This window comes from Exiguobacterium sp. ZOR0005, assembly GCF_000798975.1.
GTDB lineage: Bacteria > Bacillota > Bacilli > Exiguobacteriales > Exiguobacteriaceae > Exiguobacterium > Exiguobacterium aurantiacum.
In genome coordinates this window covers 46,992-63,768 of the sequence record NZ_JTLB01000015.1, presented here as the reverse complement: position 1 = coordinate 63,768, position 16,777 = coordinate 46,992, and the positions used below count along the sequence as shown (strand labels likewise).

General features: G+C 55.5%; 18 protein-coding genes. 11 read left to right on the top strand and 7 right to left on the bottom strand.

Annotated elements, in window-relative coordinates:
* Positions 1 to 28: 28 nt before the first annotated feature.
* Positions 29 to 736 carry a polysaccharide deacetylase family protein gene (locus L971_RS06840; protein WP_047375142.1) on the bottom strand — a complete coding sequence of 236 codons (708 nt, stop codon included), beginning with the start codon at positions 734 to 736 and terminating at the stop codon, positions 29 to 31.
* A gap of 138 nt (positions 737 to 874) precedes the next feature.
* The gene (locus L971_RS06835; protein ID WP_024370774.1) at positions 875 to 1,594 is read right to left on the bottom strand and encodes a GntR family transcriptional regulator; all 720 of its coding nucleotides are present in this window, start codon (positions 1,592 to 1,594) and stop codon (positions 875 to 877) included.
* 145 nt (positions 1,595 to 1,739) lie between these two features.
* Here L971_RS06835 and L971_RS06830 point away from each other — a divergent pair, with 145 nt between their 5' ends.
* From L971_RS06830 to L971_RS06820, 3 genes are all read left to right on the top strand, one after another.
* On the top strand, positions 1,740 to 3,089 hold the full coding sequence (locus L971_RS06830) for a 6-phospho-alpha-glucosidase (protein WP_047375101.1): 1,350 nt from the start codon (positions 1,740 to 1,742) through the stop codon (positions 3,087 to 3,089).
* Positions 3,090 to 3,160: 71 nt separating this feature from the next.
* On the top strand, positions 3,161 to 4,714 hold the full coding sequence (locus L971_RS06825; protein ID WP_047375100.1) for a PTS transporter subunit EIIC: 1,554 nt from the start codon (positions 3,161 to 3,163) through the stop codon (positions 4,712 to 4,714).
* 278 nt (positions 4,715 to 4,992) lie between these two features.
* Positions 4,993 to 5,223 carry a type II toxin-antitoxin system Phd/YefM family antitoxin gene (locus L971_RS06820; RefSeq protein ID WP_029693699.1) on the top strand — a complete coding sequence of 77 codons (231 nt, stop codon included), beginning with the start codon at positions 4,993 to 4,995 and terminating at the stop codon, positions 5,221 to 5,223.
* Between the two features lie 35 nt (positions 5,224 to 5,258).
* On the opposite strand, the gene L971_RS06815 is transcribed toward L971_RS06820, so the two are convergent.
* Positions 5,259 to 6,149: a YafY family protein gene (locus tag L971_RS06815; protein ID WP_047375097.1), complete on the bottom strand. Its 891-nt coding sequence runs from the start codon at positions 6,147 to 6,149 to the stop codon at positions 5,259 to 5,261.
* A 75-nt stretch (positions 6,150 to 6,224) separates the two neighbouring features.
* Between L971_RS06815 and L971_RS06810 the strand changes: the two genes are divergently transcribed.
* A complete protein-coding gene (locus L971_RS06810) occupies positions 6,225 to 6,755 on the top strand; it encodes a dihydrofolate reductase family protein (RefSeq protein WP_047375096.1) in 531 nt (176 codons plus the stop codon).
* A 13-nt stretch (positions 6,756 to 6,768) separates the two neighbouring features.
* On the opposite strand, the gene gntK is transcribed toward L971_RS06810, so the two are convergent.
* On the bottom strand, positions 6,769 to 8,268 hold the full coding sequence (gntK, locus tag L971_RS06805) for a gluconokinase (protein WP_047375094.1): 1,500 nt from the start codon (positions 8,266 to 8,268) through the stop codon (positions 6,769 to 6,771).
* Between the two features lie 241 nt (positions 8,269 to 8,509).
* On the opposite strand from gntK, the gene L971_RS06800 reads away from it, so the two are divergent.
* From L971_RS06800 to L971_RS06775, 6 genes are all read left to right on the top strand, one after another.
* Positions 8,510 to 8,905 carry a hypothetical protein gene (locus L971_RS06800; RefSeq protein WP_029334335.1) on the top strand — a complete coding sequence of 132 codons (396 nt, stop codon included), beginning with the start codon at positions 8,510 to 8,512 and terminating at the stop codon, positions 8,903 to 8,905.
* Between the two features lie 78 nt (positions 8,906 to 8,983).
* Positions 8,984 to 10,501, top strand: coding sequence for an FAD-dependent oxidoreductase (locus L971_RS06795; RefSeq protein ID WP_047375092.1), 1,518 nt, complete (start codon positions 8,984 to 8,986; stop codon positions 10,499 to 10,501).
* Between the two features lie 203 nt (positions 10,502 to 10,704).
* The gene (locus tag L971_RS06790; protein ID WP_024370761.1) at positions 10,705 to 11,091 is read left to right on the top strand and encodes a DUF2512 family protein; all 387 of its coding nucleotides are present in this window, start codon (positions 10,705 to 10,707) and stop codon (positions 11,089 to 11,091) included.
* 18 nt (positions 11,092 to 11,109) lie between these two features.
* The gene (locus L971_RS06785; protein ID WP_029334338.1) at positions 11,110 to 11,310 is read left to right on the top strand and encodes a hypothetical protein; all 201 of its coding nucleotides are present in this window, start codon (positions 11,110 to 11,112) and stop codon (positions 11,308 to 11,310) included.
* A 13-nt stretch (positions 11,311 to 11,323) separates the two neighbouring features.
* Positions 11,324 to 11,620 (top strand): spore coat protein, encoded by a 297-nt coding sequence (locus L971_RS06780; RefSeq protein ID WP_029334339.1) that lies wholly within the window; start codon positions 11,324 to 11,326, stop codon positions 11,618 to 11,620.
* 87 nt (positions 11,621 to 11,707) lie between these two features.
* Positions 11,708 to 13,288 (top strand): FMN-binding glutamate synthase family protein, encoded by a 1,581-nt coding sequence (locus L971_RS06775; protein ID WP_047375089.1) that lies wholly within the window; start codon positions 11,708 to 11,710, stop codon positions 13,286 to 13,288.
* A 95-nt stretch (positions 13,289 to 13,383) separates the two neighbouring features.
* Here L971_RS06775 and L971_RS06770 read toward each other — a convergent pair whose 3' ends face one another.
* From L971_RS06770 to L971_RS06760, 3 genes are all read right to left on the bottom strand, one after another.
* Positions 13,384 to 13,854, bottom strand: a complete 471-nt coding sequence (locus L971_RS06770) for a hypothetical protein (protein WP_047375087.1) — start codon at positions 13,852 to 13,854, stop codon at positions 13,384 to 13,386.
* Positions 13,855 to 14,190: 336 nt separating this feature from the next.
* Positions 14,191 to 15,072 (bottom strand): phosphogluconate dehydrogenase (NAD(+)-dependent, decarboxylating), encoded by an 882-nt coding sequence (gene gnd, locus L971_RS06765; RefSeq protein WP_047375085.1) that lies wholly within the window; start codon positions 15,070 to 15,072, stop codon positions 14,191 to 14,193.
* A 36-nt stretch (positions 15,073 to 15,108) separates the two neighbouring features.
* Positions 15,109 to 15,342, bottom strand: coding sequence for a hypothetical protein (locus L971_RS06760; RefSeq protein ID WP_029334345.1), 234 nt, complete (start codon positions 15,340 to 15,342; stop codon positions 15,109 to 15,111).
* Between the two features lie 424 nt (positions 15,343 to 15,766).
* On the opposite strand from L971_RS06760, the gene L971_RS06755 reads away from it, so the two are divergent.
* Positions 15,767 to 16,720, top strand: a complete 954-nt coding sequence (locus L971_RS06755; RefSeq protein ID WP_047375083.1) for an LCP family protein — start codon at positions 15,767 to 15,769, stop codon at positions 16,718 to 16,720.
* The last annotated feature ends 57 nt before the right edge of the window (positions 16,721 to 16,777 follow it).

The following is a 16,777-nucleotide window of genomic DNA, read 5'->3' as shown; positions in this document are numbered from 1 at the left end:
TTGCCGACAATCGGCAAGGCTTTGTTTGTTAGCGCCATTTGTTGAAGAAGTTGTGCGGATTCTTGATGCCGTGTAGCGTCCGGAACTCATAGCCGCGCTTTTTCGAGTGGCGCAAGATATAGTCGAGCGCGGTCGGGGTGATCGAGTGGTCGTGCGTCAAGATGATCGAGGCGACATTCGCTCGGTAGTTCGCGTTCAATCGGGCGAACACTTGGTTTTGGACGCGGCGATTGTCTTTCTTGTAGCGGTAGTCGAGACTGTCGACGTTCCAGTCCCACATTTGGAAGCCGGCCTTCGTCATCGCTTGCCGATGCGCCGATGTCATGTACGGGTCGCTTCCATACGGGGTGCGGACGATGTTCGTCTTGACGCCGGTCACTTGGAGCACGAGCTTCTGTACTTGTTGCATCTCACGCACGGCCGTCGTCGGCGTCCGGTAAAACTTGTGCCGGTCGTGCGTCATGCCATGAAGCGCGATGAGGTGACCTTCGGCGACGATTCGACGAAGCATTTTCTCGTTGCCTTTGATATTGTTGCCGAGGATGAAGAAGGTGGCTTTGACCTTGTGCTTCTTCAACACGTCGAGCAGTGCGCCCGTCTGACGGTGCGGGCCATCGTCAAACGTCAAATAGATGAGACTGCGGTCGTTGTACGCTTTCGGACTCGATGCGGCGGCTTGTGACAATGGGCTGATCAACAGACAAGCTAACACGAGCAACAGGAAACTCTTTTTCATCATATTGGCCCTCCTTACAAGTGAACGAAGGGGGTGGACGGTGCCGATGTAAACATATGGTACCCTTTACCCGATTGAGGTATCGGCAATCAAAAACCGCCATCGAATCGTTCGATGGCGGTTAGTTTTTGGCCTCGTTCAGCGTCTCCGTCCGGCACGGATGATAAAACGATATTCCTCGCTCTTGAAATACGTCTCGGTGAACTCGAAGCGGCTGCCGTCCATGAGGAACGAGTAGAGCTGGACTTTGAGCACGGGCGTCCGTTCGCTCACTCCGAGCATCTCGGCGATGTCTTTTGCCGGCAGCACCGGGATGAATTCTTGGACGCTGTCCGCGATTTTAAGTCCTTTCACGTCTTCGATATAGGCGTACTTCGACTGCGTCATCACTTCATACGTCAAGTCGGGGAAGAGTTTGAGCGGAAGGTACGTGTCCTCGACGATGAGCGGCTCGCCGTCGGCGAACCGTTGCCGTCGCACGTAAAAGACGAGGTCACCTTCCTCGAGCTCGAGCGCTTCCCGGACTTTCTCACTCGGTGGCTGCAAGGTGAACGTGAGCACTTTGTTCGTCACGTCTTTCCCTTCACGCCTCATATCTTCGGTGAAACTTTTCAGCTCATACATATTGTGCTCGATCTTCTCGGACTGGACGTACGTGCCGCTCCCTTGGCGTTTCCATAACAGCCCTTCTTCTTGAAGCAGTTTGACCGCTTGACGGACGGTGACCCGGCTGACGCCGAACTCTTCGACGAGCTGTGCCTCGGTCGGGATTGCCTCGCCGGGCGCCCACGTGCCGGACTCGATGAACGCACGCATTCGTTGCGCGACTTGCTGATAAAGCGGTGACTTTGCCTTCATGGTGGACCCTCCGATACGACTTAGATTCATACGTTCAGTATACACGAAATAAAACGTTTTCAAAATTAATGTTGACGATTAAGATAATATGTATTAGATTTGTATTGTAATCAATGAGATATGTATCCGAAAGGGGAACGCACACATGAAACAAGGACAACGCCTCGTCGTCGTCGGTGGCGGCAGCACGTACACAATCGGTATGATCATGAGCTTGATCGAAGAGAAGGCTCACTTTCCACTACGTTCAATCACGTTTTACGATACGGACGGTGACCGCCAAGAGCGCGTCGCCAAAGCGACTGACGTCATCTTGCGTGAGCATTATCCGGAACTTGAGCTGTTCGAGTATACGACGGACAAAGAGTACGCCTTCCGCGACAAAGATTTCTTCTTCGTCCAAATTCGGACAGGCGGCCTGGAAATGCGCGAAAAAGATGAGCAGATTCCGCTCCGTCACGGCGTGGTTGGACAAGAGACGTGTGGACCGGGCGGGATGTCGTACGGGATGCGCTCGATCGGGGATATGATCGATCTCGTCGCCGACATCCGTCAAGGTTCACCGGACGGGTGGATTTTGAACTACACGAACCCGGCCGCCATCGTCGCCGAGGCGTTGAAGCGTGCTTACCCGAACGATAAAAAGATTTTGAACATCTGTGACATGCCGGCCGCGATCATGGTCAGTTACGCGAAAATTCTCGGCAAAGAGATTTGGGACCTCGTGCCGGAGTACTTCGGGCTCAACCACTTCGGTTGGTTCACAGGCATTTATGACAAAGAAGGCAACGAGCTGACAGAAGACATCAAGCGCGCCATCTTAGAGGACGGGTTCATCCCGGAAGACTCAGAGATCGCCAACGACCCGTCTTGGATCAAGACGTTCAAACAAGTCGAGAAGATGCTCACCGACTTCCCGGAATACTTGCCGAACACGTACCTCCAGTACTACTTGTATCCGTCGGACATGGCGGAGAAGGAAGACGTGGAAAACACGCGGGCCCGTCAAGTCATCAACGGGCGCCAACAGCGCGTCTTCTCGATGTGCGATCAAATCATCGCCGACGACTCGCTCGAGAACGCGCATCTTGAAGTCGACATCCACGGCTGCTACATGATTCGCGTCGCGGCGTCCCTCGCCTACAACAACGGCGACATCTTCATCGTCATGGTGAAGAACGATGGCATCATCGCCAACTTACCGGACGATGCGATGGTCGAAGTACCGGCGATGCTGACGAACCGTGGGCCGAAGCCGTTCGCGGTCGGGCACATCCCGCGCTTCTACAAAGGGATGATCGAAGGGCAACTCGCTTACGAACAGCTTGTCGTCGACGCCTACTTCGAGAACAGCTATGAGAAAGCGCTCCAAGCACTCACGCTCAACCGGACCGTCGTCGATGCGCCGGTCGCCCGTCAAATCCTTGACGATTTGATCCACGAGAACGAGAACTATTGGCCGGCCCTCAAACAACGGGAGACGGTCACACGCTAAAGACGAAGGGGAAATCTTCCCCTTTGTTCGTTTTGTGAATTGATAACGCTTACACATAAGGAGTGAATCAGATGAGTCAATGGTTCGGTGTATTTCAAAAGTTCGGGAAGGCGCTCATGGTGCCCGTGGCGCTCTTGCCGGCGGCCGGGATTTTGCTCGGTCTCGGGGCGGCGCTGACCGGTCCGCTCGCCGAGAGTTGGACGTTTCTTCAAAATGGGACGGTCGAGGCGATTAGTGCCGGGATGCTACAGATCGGGTTGAGCATCTTCGCCAACTTGCCGATCATCTTCGCGCTCGGCGTCGCGGTCGGTTTGTCCGGCGGTTCAGGGATTGCGGCGCTTGCCGCCCTCGTCGGCTACGTCATTATGAACACGACAATCTCGATCGCACTCGGGATCACGACCGAGATGGCGGCCGAGAGCGGAGAGTACGGCATGTTGCTCGGTATCCCGTCGCTTGAGACGGGCGTGCTCGGCGGAATCGCGGTCGGCTTGCTCGCCGTCTGGGTGTATAAGAAGTTCCATACGTTCAACCCACCGGAGATGCTCGGTTTCTTCGCCGGGGATCGCTCGGTCGGCATCATCATGGTCTTCTTCTCGATTTTGCTCGGGTTCGTCATGATGCTCGTCTGGCCACCGATTCAGAGCGGTCTCACGGCGATGGCGAACGTCATCGCGAGCGACGCGACGAATCCGGCCTACGTCGGGCTATACGGGATGCTCGAACGGCTGTTGATTCCAACCGGACTGCATCACATTTGGTATGCCCCGTTCTTGTGGACATCACTCGGGGGTACGGCGACAGTCGGCGGCTCGATCGTGAGCGGGGATCAATATATCTTCCTCGCCCAAATCGCCGAAGGTGTCGACGTCACGGCCGGTCGTTTCATGGCCGGGAAATTCCCAATCGTCATGTTCGGTCTTCTCGGTGCGGCGTTCGCCATGTACCGTCAGGCAGACCCGGACAAGCGCCCGGTCGTCCGTGGTCTGTTGCTCGCTGCGGCCGGGACGGCGTTTTTGACCGGGATCACGGAACCGATCGAGTTCACGTTCTTATTCATCGCGCCACTCCTCTACGTCGTCCACAGCATTCTGACAGGGGTGTCGTTCGCCCTCATGTACGCGCTCGATGCGCATATCGGCTGGGCCGGAGGTTCGGGATTGATTGACTACGTCTTGGTGAACGTGTTGCCAGGGACGCCACGCTGGTGGATGAACCTCGTCGTCGGGGCAGGCTTCTTCATCGTCTATTACGGCATTTTCACGTTCGCGATTAAAAAGTGGAACTTGGCGACGCCAGGCCGGGGTGGGCAAGAGACGAAACTGTTCACTCGGAAAGACTACAATGAGAAGAAAGCAGGAAAAACGTCGATTCAGACGACGGCGCTCGCCATCCAAGAAGCGCTCGGCGGCCGGGACAACATCGTCGACATCGACGCGTGCTTCACGCGGCTTCGCGTCGAATTGAAAGACGTGTCACAAATCGATGAGGACGAGTTGAAGGCGCTCGGTGCGGCCGGGGTCGTCAAAGTGAAAAATAATATTCAGGCCATCTTCGGGGGACGCTCAGACTTGTATAAGAATGAGTTGCTGAAACTGCATAAAGAGATGGATGAAGCGAATTGAACAAAGAGCCTAACCAAGGTCCGGTTAGGCTTTTTGTATGAAGTAGGTTAATCCGAAACGGACGAGGTACGGCAAAATTGGATGACGTTGATGAGCGTCGAGACGATGAGACCGATGGCAAACGACAACGTGATGACGCCGATGCCTTGCTCAAATTACTTTCAATCATATGAGCCGAAGGATTCATCCTCTGCAAAGTGTTAGTTCCTGTTTCAAGTATGCCTTATACTGATTTGGGTATAATTATGGATATAAATCATCGAATGGGGGAGAGGAACATGGCGACAATCACTTTTGAAAGAGCGCAGAAAAACTTGAAAGAAATTCTTAATCGAGTGCATGAAAATAGTGAAACGATTACCATCGTCCGAAAGAATGGTCACAATACCGTCATCATGCCCGAGCAAGAATACAATCAACTGATAGAGACGATGTATCTGCTACAGAGCCCTAAAAATGCCGAACGGCTCCTTGAGTCAGTTCGTCAGCTTCAACAAAAATCGACCTAAAATGGACTCACACCTATCCCGGTATGAGTCCATTTTCATTTGTATAACTCCCACAACTTGCTTGCCTGCTCCCGCATCATCTCCCGTAGTTCAATCGGCTCGACGACCTCGACTTCCGCTCCGGCTGCGAGCAAATGCCGCGATAAGAACGGCAACTCGGCTTCCGGCACGTCCCACTCATTCCGTTCCCCAATATCGGGTAATACGTCTTCAAGCAGACGGCGGCCGAGCGGCGTGAGCTCGAGCCGAACGGTCACACCGGTTCGTTTATCACTCGCCTCGAGGAATGTCGCCAAATCGTCCGCCTCGAACGTCTCTTCAAGCAACTGGACTGATTCGATGCGGTCAATCCGATATTGGCGTAGCCCGTAATCCGAGAGGCCATACATATACCACTTCAAATCGAGGAGCGCCATGCCGACCGGGGCGATCGTGAACGTACGTGATCCTTTCGTCGTCGCGTACGTCAGCTCGATTTTTTGTCTTCGTTCGACCGCCTGAAACACGTCTTTCGTGAACGGGGCCGACGGGACGGTCTTATTCCCGAGCCAGAGGATGTTCTTCTCGAGCCGAGCGATTTTCGTCTCGAGGTCGTGCGGCAATTCGTTCACATACCAGTCGGACAAAGTGTCTCGCATGTTCCCGAACGGCACATCGGGAATCTGTTCCATCCATTTGAGCGTGAGGTACAGCGCGACCGCTTCTTGCTCCCGGAGCTGGAGCGGGGGCAGTAACCGATTCGGCAACATCTCGTATCCCCCGCCCGTGCCGGGGACGCTCCAAATCGGATAGCCGAGGTCTTCGAGCGTCAGCATGTCGCGTTGAATCGTGCGGACCGAGGCACCCGTCTCATGGGCGAGTTCGTCCGCCGTAAACCGACGCCCGCGATTCAACAGCCGAATCAACTGCAAATGTCGTTTTTTCATCTCACTCATTCCCGTCAATTTTTGTCGTGGTTCTCAAGTAAGCTGAACATATCACGAATGAAGGAGGAACGCATCATGGCAAACGTCGTTTTATATATCGCGACGAGTTTAGATGGAAAGATCGCCCGCATGAACGACCAACTTGATTGGCTGTTTGAAGTCGAGGGGGAAGGGGACAACGGGTACGCCGACTTCTTTAAGACGGTCGGTGCCGTCATCATGGGACGAAAGACGTATGAGGAAGTGCTCGTGCTCGAGCCGGACGGCTATCCGTACAAGGACATCCCGAACTATATTCTGACGCGACATCCGGACCGGGAAGCCGAGTACGTCACGTTCACGGACGAGCCGATCGAACAGCTCATCGAACGGTTGAAGCAACACGTCGACGGCGACATCTGGATTGTCGGGGGAGGAGAGGTCATCAAAGAAGCGATGGCGCACGACTTGATCGACCGTTATGAGATCGCCATCGCCCCGGTCGTATTAGGGGAAGGCATCCCGCTCTTCCCGGAAGGCACGAAAGAGACGAAGTTGAAATTGACGAGCCAACGCGCGTTCGGACAGTTCGTCATGGTGACGTACGAAAGACCAAGTTCGCAATGAACTTGGTCTTTTCTTATACATGCTTTCGTTGAAAGTCTGAAATCGCCTCATATTCTTCTTCAAAGTGACGGGAGAGCCGGATGTAGATCGGCAACAGCTCCCGGTAGACGGTCGTCGCCTCCATATTCGGCGTGTGCTCATGCGTCACTTGCGGCACGGCCGTGAAGTCGTCGATGTCGCCGAACGCATACTCCCCGAGCATAACCGCCCCTAAGCACGAACTCTCATGGCTCTCCGGGACGACGACCGGCGTGTCGAAGATGTCGGCCATCATCTGGCGCCACAGGCTCGACTGGGCGAACCCACCCGTCGCGTGAATCCGGTTCGGCGCGCCCGTCAACTCGTCGAGCGCCAGCATGACCGTATACAAGTTGAAGATGACGCCTTCTAACACGGCACGGATGAAGTGCTCGCGCTTATGATGGATGCTCAACCCGAAGAACGAACCGCGCGCGCTCGAGTCCCAGAGCGGTGCCCGTTCACCCATCAAGTATGGGTGGAACAACAGGCCGTCCGACCCCGGTTTTACCGTCTCGGCAATCCGTGTCAACACGTCATAGGCGTCCAAACCGAGTCGTTTCGCCGTCTCGACCTCGCTCGCTGCGAATTCGTCGCGGAGCCAACGGAGGATGATGCCGCCGTTATTGACCGGCCCGCCGATGACCCAGTGCTTGTCGGTCAACGCGTAACAGAAGATGCGGCCTTTCGGGTCCTGGACCGGTTCCCGGACGACCGTGCGGATGGCGCCGCTCGTTCCGATTGTGACGGCGACGACACCCGGATTGAACGCCCCGACGCCGAGGTTCGACAGTGCCCCGTCGCTCGCCCCGACGACGAGCGGGAAGTCCCAACCGAGCGTCCCGGCGATGTCTGGTTTAAGAGCTAAAATTTCGGTCGTCGGCACGAGAGCGGACAACTGTCGCGGCGTGACGCCGGCAATCATGAGCGCCTCCGGATCCCAGTCGCGCATCTCCAAGTTGAACAGCCCCGTCGCCGAGGCGATCGAGTGGTCGACGACGTAGCTTCCGGTGAGGCGGTAGAAGACGTACTCTTTGATCGAGACGAACTTGTCGGCGCGCGAGAACACGTCCGGCTGCTCATGTTTTAACCAACGCAGCTTCGACAGCGGCGCCATCGGGTGGACCGGCGTGCCGGTGCGCATATGGAGCGCGCTCGCGTCGAACTCGCGTTTGATCTCTTGCGTGTACGGGTTCGCCCGGCTGTCGGCCCACGTGATGCTCCTTGTGAGCGGGTGTCCTGACGCGTCGAGGGCGATCAAGCTATGCATCGCCGAACTGAACGACGCGAAGCGGACGGGACCGTCGGCGTGCGCGCGAACGGCCGAGACGGCCTCGAGGACGGCCCCATAGATGACGACCGGGTCTTGTTCGGCCGTCTCCGTGTCCGGGGTGAGGAGCGGGTACAACACGTTATGTACCGCGAGTTGCTGGTGATTGAAAAACAGGACGGCTTTCGTGCTCGTCGTCCCGATATCGACGCCAATGGTGTACACACCAATCACTTCCTAACTGTAATGTAGTCCAAGAACTTGCTGTGAACCTTCTTGACACTATCCTTCCCGAAAACCGGCTTCGCTAAAATTAGAATAAAACTGGAATATACAGGGCGGGGTATTTCTATCATCTTTTGTGTCCGATCCACGATTTTCCGGCGAAAATGGGTTACTTAACTCCAAATGGTGGAATTAATACAGATGAACGACACACGGCCTAGAGACGAGAGAGGAATTCGCCATGCATAACATTGAATTTTTAACGCCCGACCATTACGAGACGTTCAAGCAGTTGGCGCACCGTCTGGCTGACCCGGGGAACGTGAGCCGCGAGTATTTCTCGGCGCTCTACTTGATCTCAGGGAACGAGAGCGTACGGGACATCTTGCTGCCGTACATGGATTTGGAGACAGGGGCGATCCGGACGGGGACGATTATCGATGACAACACGTTCGACAAGGAAGCGCTCACCCTCGTCAAGCTCGTCATCCATCTGTACAACAACAAGGAATGGGTGCTCCCGACCGAGCTGCTCGCCTTGACCGAGGACGACTACAAACTCGCCATGCAGGCGATCACGCTCTGCCGGGCGGAACAGTTCGATACGATCACGATCCCCGAGAAGAAGGAGGCCTGACGCGAGGCCTCTTTTTGTTTCCTTCCGTCAAATGAAGGGTAATTCAACCATGCATTCACATTTGAAGGAGGGGATTCTATGTTACACGATTTTCCGAAGTCGTATTGGCGTGACGTCGCCGGGGAAAAGACGGCATCGCTCCAAGCGGATATCCAAACGGACGTCGCCGTCGTCGGGGCCGGCATCGCCGGTGTCGTGGCGGCGCTCGAGCTCGCCGAACGGGGCAGGAACGTCGTCTTGATCGAAGCGGCCGAATTCGGGAGCGGGGCGACCGGGTATACGACGGCGAAAGTGTCGGCCCAGCATGGCCTCGTCTACGCGGAGCTGATCAAGACGCTCGGCGAGGAGAAGGCGAAGCTCTACTACGAGGCGAACATGGACGCGCTCCATTATTTAGCGGACCAAGTCGAACAGCATCAGATCGACTGTGACCTCGAGCGGCAGCACGCCTACATGTACAGCGACGCGTCATCTAGTTCGGCGAAGTTGCTCGAGAAAGAGGACGAGGCGTATGCGAAACTCGGCATCGACGGCGGCGACGCGACCGACGAGGTGAACGGCTTGTTGCCGTATGAGGTGAAGAAGGCGACCGTCATGCGCGACCAGCTCCAGTTCCACCCGGTCAAATACTTACAAGGTCTCATGAAGCGGTTCCTCGAGCTCGGGGGCACGCTGTACGAGATGACACGCGTCACGAAGATCGAGTACGGGACACCGCACGTCTTGTCGACGCTCACCGGCCACACCGTGTCGGCGAGAGACGTCGTCGTCGCGACCCATTTCCCGTTCAACGATTTCAAAGGACTCTACTTCGCGAAGATGGAAATCGAGCGGTCGTACGTCGTCGCGGCCGAGGTCGATCAGTTCCCGGAAGGTATGTTCATCAGTGTCGACTCGCCCGGCCGTTCCCTCCGTCACATTAAGCGCGACGGCAAGAAGGTCGCCATGTTCGGCGGGGAGAACCATCTGTCGGGTCACAAGGAAGAGACGAAGAAATGTTACGAGCACCTCGGCGAGTTCGCCGAGCGCCACTTCGGTGTCGACGAGTTCACGCACCATTGGTCGGCCCAAGACATGATCACGCTCGACAAAGTCCCGTATATCGGTCGGATGACGAACGATACACCGCACGTCTACGTCGCGACCGGCTTCTCGAAATGGGGGATGAGCCAAGGCATCGTCGCCGGGCGGTTGATCGCCGACCTCATCACGAGTCAGCCGAACCGATACGAGGACTTGTATGACCCGACCCGGTCGAAGTGGAAACTGTCGGATGCGGCCCGCTTCGTGAAGACGAACGCCGACGTCGCCAAAGAGTTCGTCAAAGGGAAAGTGAAGCGAGCGGACAAGACGGTGGACGACCTCGGCTTCGATGAAGGCGCGATCGTCAACCGTAACGGTGAGCACGTCGCCGCCTACCGGGACCCGGACGGCAACGTGTCGCTCGTCGGTTCGAATTGTACGCACATGGGCTGTACGGTCAACTGGAACAACGCCGAACGCTCATGGGACTGTCCGTGCCACGGCTCGCGTTTCAAACCGAACGGCGAAGTCATCGAGGGACCGGCCGTCAAGTCGCTCCCGCCCAAGAACTGACTGTCATACAACTGTAAATGTTTGTAGGAAACGTCGGCTGTAAATGAGTCGTGAAGCGAGACCCTCGTCCGAAGCGGATGAGGGTCTTTTGTAGGTTGGAGAGAGTCCGTCTATCACTATGTTGCGATACAGTTGGAAAATTTTCTCGTTTTTTCTGAGGGCGTTCGGGAAACATGGTTAACACAGGAAAGGGGGACATCAACATGCCGGTCAATCATATGAAGGCGTTGACGCTGAAGCATGGGGCGCTTCTCGTCGTCTTTATCGCCGTTTTGACGCTCGGGTTCGGCGTGCCGTGGTATCATGCCGCCTGGATTTCGTTCATGGTCGGCATCATCGCGTATTGGTTAGGGGATTTGCTCGTGTTGCGAAAGTTTGGCAACCTCGTCGCGACAGCGGCCGATTTCGGACTCGTCTTCTTCTTGACGTGGTTCTTCCTTTGGATCTTGGACTTCGACATCGCCACCGAGACGAGCTTCGTCTTGCTCGCGCTTTACACGGCGCTTGCGACCGCGGTCGTCGAATTCTTGTTCCACGGATGGTTGCTCAAACATACTCGGGAGAAGGCCGATGCGCCGGTCGCGCGTTAACGAAAAGGAGGAACAATGATGGCTAAAAACAAGCTCGCCATTCACGAAGTGTTGGAGATTCACGAGATGTTGACGTTGAAGCAAGCAGGGCTCGTCAAAGGATACGTGAGCGAGCCGCTCATCAAAGACGACAAGCTGAAGAAGATCGCAAGAAAGCATTTGAAGAACACCGAGCAGGCGGTCAGTGAGTTGAAGCAACTGTTGCCGAACAAGGCGTGAGGAGGAGAGATGAATGGGCATCACTGAAAACTTGAAACGGCCGAGCAAGCAGCGGGATGAGTTGATCGCGACGGACCTGCTGATCACGGCCAAGTCGGCCGTCCGGGCGTATGCGGTCGCCGTGACCGAGACGGCGTCACCGGACGTGCGGAAAGTGCTCATCAAGCAGTTGAACCAGGCAATCGAGGACCATGCCGAGATCGCCGACTACATGATCAAAAACGACATGTACATGGCGTACGATATCGAGAAGCAACTGAAGCACGACAAAGAGAAAGTCGACAAGGCAAACGAGTTGACGAAGAAGTGAACGGGCCGGCATTCGCCGGTCTTTTTCGTTTCGAGAGCTTTCGGCCGTGGTATCGGATAAGGACAATCCATGAGGGAGGGCGACCCGATGTCCGTGAATACGATGATGCTCGTGATGTTACTCGTGTTGATGCTCGCGATGATCTCCGCGCCGTTCTTGTTTCTCCTTTATATGTGGCGCAAGGACCGGATGCAGAAAGAACATTCCGTCCTGCGGAACTTCCCGATCCTCGGTAAAGTGCGCTACATCCTCGAGAAGGCCGGGCCGGAGCTCCGGCAGTATCTGTTCTTGAACGACAATGAGGCGAAGCCGTTCTCGCGAAACGACTACGAGGCGGCCGTCATTTCCGGGAAATACAAGTCACGCATCATCGGCTTCGGCTCCGAGCGTGACTTCGAGGCGGGCGGCTATTACTTGCAGAACGTCCTCTATCCGACGAACCGGAACGAGCTCCGCATCGACAACTCGAGCCGTGTGACGACGTTGCTCTACGAGGTCGATGAGGATAACTTGTTCACGCGCAAAGAGCATCTCGTCGAGCGGGAAATCGCCCCGTATTTGTTGACGGAAGAAGACGCTCCCGTCATCGGGGAGACGACGTGCCGGCACCCGTTCCGTCTCCGGGGTCTCGTCGGACAGTCGGCGATGAGTTTCGGCTCGCTCGGCGAGCATGCGATCACGGCGCTGTCGATCGGGCTCGGCCGGGCCGGGGGGACGTGGATGAACACGGGCGAGGGCGGACTGTCGGACCATCACTTGAAAGGCGGTGTCGACCTCATCTGTCAAATCGGTCCGGCGCTCTTCGGGGTGCGCACCGAGGACGGGGCGTTCTCGCTCGAGGCGTTTAAGCAGAAGGCCGCCTTGAAACAAGTGCGGGCGTTCGAGTTGAAGCTCGCCCAAGGCGCGAAGACGCGCGGCGGGCATATCGACGGCGCGAAAGTGACGCCGGAGATCGCGGCGATTCGAAACGTCAAAGTCGGTGAGACGATCGACAGCCCGAACCGTTTCTCCGAGTTCAACACGAACGAGGAACTGCTCGACTTCATCGACATGCTGCGGGACGCCGGCGGGAAACCGGTCGGCATCAAGCTCGTCGTCGGGAAACTCGATGATATCGAACACTTGATCGAAACGATGGCCAAGGCGGATAAGCACCCGGACTTCATCACCGTCGACGGTGGCGAAGGCGGCACCGGGGCGACGTACCAAGAACTCGCCGATACGGTCGGGCTCCCTTTGAAGGCCGCGCTCCCGTTCGTGCACCGGCTCCTGCTCGAGCACGGTCTCCGGGATCGCGTCAAACTGTTCGCTTCCGGCAAGCTCGTCACGGCCGATAAGATCGCCGTCGCCCTCGCGCTCGGTGCCGATTGCGTCAACATCGCCCGCGGGCTCATGTTCAACGTCGGCTGCATCCAGGCGCAAGTGTGCCACACGAACCGATGTCCGGTCGGTGTGGCGACGACCGACCCGAAACTCCAGCGCGCCCTCGTCGTCGACGAGAAGAGCTTCCGTGTCACGAACTACATCATCTCGCTCCGGGAAGGGCTGTACAACATGACGGCCGCGGCCGGGCTGAAGGCGCCGACCGAGCTGTCGCTTTCGCACGTGCTATACAAGTATCCGGACGGACGGGTGAAGCTTGGGGAAGAGCTATATGAGATGAAATGAAGAACGACCTCCTGCTCGCCCGCGGGAGGTCGTTCAATGTGTCAGCCAACTAAAAACATCCCTCCTGCGAACAGGAGGGACGGACGGTCAAATCGTTACTCAGGGACACGGAACTTATGGATCTCGTTGAACAAGACGAGCGTCAACTCTTCCATGAACCGTGGTCCGACACGGCGCGGATCGAGGCCGAATGCGTTCGGTTGTGTGACCGGTGTGAACAACACCAATCCGAACACATCTTTTGCGATCGTTGCGAATACTTCCTTCTCACACGTGAAGACCGCGAGAGAGATCGTGTTCTGTTCTTTGTCGAGCTCGGCTTGAATGCCTCCGATGACGAAGTCTTCTTCCTTGATATGTAGCTTGAGCGTCGGCTGTGTTTCACGGTCGACTTGGACGTCGAACACGTTAGACTGCTCGCTGAGGCGTGTCGCTTGCTCGGACAGGTTCGCAAACAGGTTCTCTACGTCGTACGCTGCCCCTCCTCGTGTGAAATACGCGAACTGTTCGATTGCTTCTTGTAGTGCTTCGGAGCGATTCGTGCTTGACTCGGTTAATGGGTTCATAAGATTTCCTCCAGAGTAATCGCATTTATAGAACAATTTAATCATACGCTACTATGGCCCTCGATAATTTGACAAATAAAATAATATTTAGTTAGGTGAAAACCTGTTTTTCCTATATATACAAACGAAAATCAAGTATTACCCAATGCGGATAAATGTCACAGTTGGCATCTGCAAGCGAAAAATAGCTCGATCGGGTCGATGACAAACACGCTTGATTGATAAAAAAGGGGAAAGTGAATATTAATTTCTTTTCCAAAAAAATCCGTCCCTCACAGGAGGGACGAGGGTGTAGTCGGGTTAAATCATCGATCTTTTTTTTGCGTAAGAAGGATGTTATTTTTTCTCGACCGCATGTCCGCCGAACTCATTCCGGAGCGCGGCGACGACTTTACCGGAGAACGTGTCCTCATCGAGCGAACGTTGCCGCATCATGAGCGACATGGCGATGACCGGGGCCGGCACGCCGTACTCGAGCGCCGTCTCGACCGTCCATTTGCCTTCCCCGGACGAATGCATGACGCCTTTGATCTCGTCGAGCTTCGCGTCTTTATGGAACGCGCTCTCGGTGAGCTCCATGAGCCACGAGCGGACGACCGAGCCGTGGTTCCAGACACGGGCGACTTGCTCGTGGTCGTAGTCGAACGGGCTCTTCTCGAGAATCTCGAACCCTTCGGCGATCGCCTGCATCATGCCGTACTCGATGCCGTTATGGACCATCTTCAAGAAATGCCCGCTGCCGCTAGGGCCGGCGTATAAGTAGCCGTTGTCCGTCGATACGTCAGAGAAGAGCGCCTCGATCTTGCCGAACGCCTCCATGTCCCCGCCGATCATCGTGCACGCCCCGTGCCGTGCGCCTTCCATGCCGCCACTCGTCCCGACGTCGAAGAAGTAGATGAGCTTGTCCTTGAAGTGCTCGGCGCGTGCCATCGACTGTTTATAGTTCGAGTTGCCGCCGTCGATGACGATGTCCCCCGGCGACAACAGCCGATGCAAGTCTTCTAACACGTGCTCCGTCACCTCGCCGGCCGGCACCATCACCCAGACGACGCGCGGTGCTTTCAAGCTTTCCACGACTTCCTCGAGCGAATTTTTCGTCTCGAACTGGCTCGTCGAGACGTTGCCCGGGTCGTAGCCGAGGACGCGGTGGCCCGCATCCGTCAAGTTGAGCGCGAGGTTCAACCCCATCTTGCCTAAACCGATCATTCCGATTTCCATATCGTCACCCCTTCATGAATATGTTCCTTAATAGGGTTACCCGAAATCGGTTTGCTTCAAAAGAGCTGGTTTCACTTCATCGACCCGATAGGCGAGAATCGATCCGACCGGGATGTTCCAACCCTCGCTCAACTCGACGAAGTCGTTCAACGGGCTCGCGGCGAGGAGCGTCTCCTTGAACGTCCGTTCGACGTCGAACTGTGAACTCCCATACGCGTAAAACGTTACCGTCTTTCCTTCTCTCAAATAACACGTCACGATAAAACGCATTTCCATGGCTCCTTGATCATCATTTGGTTTTTAATTACAATTTCGTATCAACTAATACAATTATTACAAAAAATAATCCATTTGTCTCATATTGTCCTTGAAACATGAGTAAACAGTCCTAAAAAAGTGAGCAATCGATGGCAAATCCGAAGTGAATCCATAGTGGTCCTATAGAAACAACGTGACTTTCGAGGTAGGTTGAAAAAATGAGAACGGTTTCACCTTTTTAAAACAGTGGTAAGCTAACGAGCGGGACGTTAAACGTTTCTTGGAACTGACCGATACATAAAAAAGAACAGAACGTTCGACAACAACCGACAACCATTTACCTATTTTACAAAATAATAAAAATGTCGGAATAGTTTGCATGATAAAATCATACTTATGTCAAATCATTAACGGGTTTTCAGAAAGGTGCCACGTCATGGAAGAGCAAAAGAAAAAAAGAGTCAAGAAACGTCGTAGAAAACATTCCCCGGCCAAACGCATCGCGTCGATCGCCGGTATCATTATCGGGCTGTTCCTGCTCATCGGGGTCGGGGTGGCGTTTTACCTATACAATCAAGTCGACTCGACCGTCGACCGCTTGAACGAGTCGTCGGGTCTCAGCGAAGAGCGGATGAACGTGCAGACGATTTCCGAGAAGAAACCGGTATCGGTGTTGTTGCTCGGGGTCGACCGCCGCGCCGACGAACAAGGACGCAGCGATTCGATCGTCGTCATGACGCTCAACCCGAACCAAGACAAGAGCGCGATGCTGTCGATCCCGCGGGACACGAAGACGGAGATCGTCGGCAAAGGCGTCGAGGACAAGGTCAACCACGCCTACGCGTTCGGCGGGGCCGAGATGGCGCTCGAGACGATCGAGAACATGCTCGGCATCCCGATCGACTACGTCGCCGAAGTCGACATGAAAGGCTTCCAAGACACGGTCGACCTCCTCGGGGGCGTCACCGTGACGAACAAGTTCGCCTTCACGTCGGGCGACTACGCGTTCGAGCCGGGAACGATCACGTTGAAGGGACCGGAGGCGCTCGCCTATACGCGCATGCGCTATGATGACCCGAGCGGCGACTTCGGACGCCAGGAACGTCAGCGTGACGTCATCACGGCGCTCGTCAATAAAGGGAAAGACGACTTCTCGATCGCGAAGTTCAACAACATGCTCGATGTTCTCGGCAACAACGCCAAGACGAACATGACGTTCAAAGAGATTCGCACGCTCTCGACCGACTACATGGACGCCTTCAAGAACCAGGACGTCCTCCGTCTTGAAGGGACGGGCGGCAAGGCCGGCGACGGCATCTATTACTGGAACCCGGACGCCGCCTCGTTGGCGGATATACAAGGGTATTTGTCCGAACTGATGGAACAATGACACGAGCGCCTCATTCCTTACGGATGGGGCGCTTATTTTGTGCGATAATAAAATCAA

Excerpts from the sequence above, each read along its gene's own strand:
- gnd (WP_047375085.1), bottom strand. The coding sequence starts at position 15,072 with ATGGAAATCGGAATGATCGGTTTAGGCAAGATGGGGTTGAACCTCGCG.
- L971_RS06760 (WP_029334345.1), bottom strand. The coding sequence starts at position 15,342 with ATGCGTTTTATCGTGACGTGTTATTTGAGAGAAGGAAAGACGGTAACG.
- L971_RS06795 (WP_047375092.1), top strand. The coding sequence starts at position 8,984 with ATGTTACACGATTTTCCGAAGTCGTATTGGCGTGACGTCGCCGGGGAA.
- L971_RS06770 (WP_047375087.1), bottom strand. The coding sequence starts at position 13,854 with ATGAACCCATTAACCGAGTCAAGCACGAATCGCTCCGAAGCACTACAA.
- L971_RS06790 (WP_024370761.1), top strand. The coding sequence starts at position 10,705 with ATGCCGGTCAATCATATGAAGGCGTTGACGCTGAAGCATGGGGCGCTT.
- L971_RS06755 (WP_047375083.1), top strand. The coding sequence starts at position 15,767 with ATGGAAGAGCAAAAGAAAAAAAGAGTCAAGAAACGTCGTAGAAAACAT.
- L971_RS06810 (WP_047375096.1), top strand. The coding sequence starts at position 6,225 with ATGGCAAACGTCGTTTTATATATCGCGACGAGTTTAGATGGAAAGATC.
- L971_RS06785 (WP_029334338.1), top strand. The coding sequence starts at position 11,110 with ATGGCTAAAAACAAGCTCGCCATTCACGAAGTGTTGGAGATTCACGAG.
- L971_RS06780 (WP_029334339.1), top strand. The coding sequence starts at position 11,324 with ATGGGCATCACTGAAAACTTGAAACGGCCGAGCAAGCAGCGGGATGAG.
- L971_RS06840 (WP_047375142.1), bottom strand. The coding sequence starts at position 736 with ATGAAAAAGAGTTTCCTGTTGCTCGTGTTAGCTTGTCTGTTGATCAGC.
- L971_RS06835 (WP_024370774.1), bottom strand. The coding sequence starts at position 1,594 with ATGAAGGCAAAGTCACCGCTTTATCAGCAAGTCGCGCAACGAATGCGT.
- L971_RS06830 (WP_047375101.1), top strand. The coding sequence starts at position 1,740 with ATGAAACAAGGACAACGCCTCGTCGTCGTCGGTGGCGGCAGCACGTAC.
- L971_RS06815 (WP_047375097.1), bottom strand. The coding sequence starts at position 6,149 with ATGAAAAAACGACATTTGCAGTTGATTCGGCTGTTGAATCGCGGGCGT.
- L971_RS06800 (WP_029334335.1), top strand. The coding sequence starts at position 8,510 with ATGCATAACATTGAATTTTTAACGCCCGACCATTACGAGACGTTCAAG.
- L971_RS06775 (WP_047375089.1), top strand. The coding sequence starts at position 11,708 with ATGTCCGTGAATACGATGATGCTCGTGATGTTACTCGTGTTGATGCTC.
- L971_RS06820 (WP_029693699.1), top strand. The coding sequence starts at position 4,993 with ATGGCGACAATCACTTTTGAAAGAGCGCAGAAAAACTTGAAAGAAATT.
- L971_RS06825 (WP_047375100.1), top strand. The coding sequence starts at position 3,161 with ATGAGTCAATGGTTCGGTGTATTTCAAAAGTTCGGGAAGGCGCTCATG.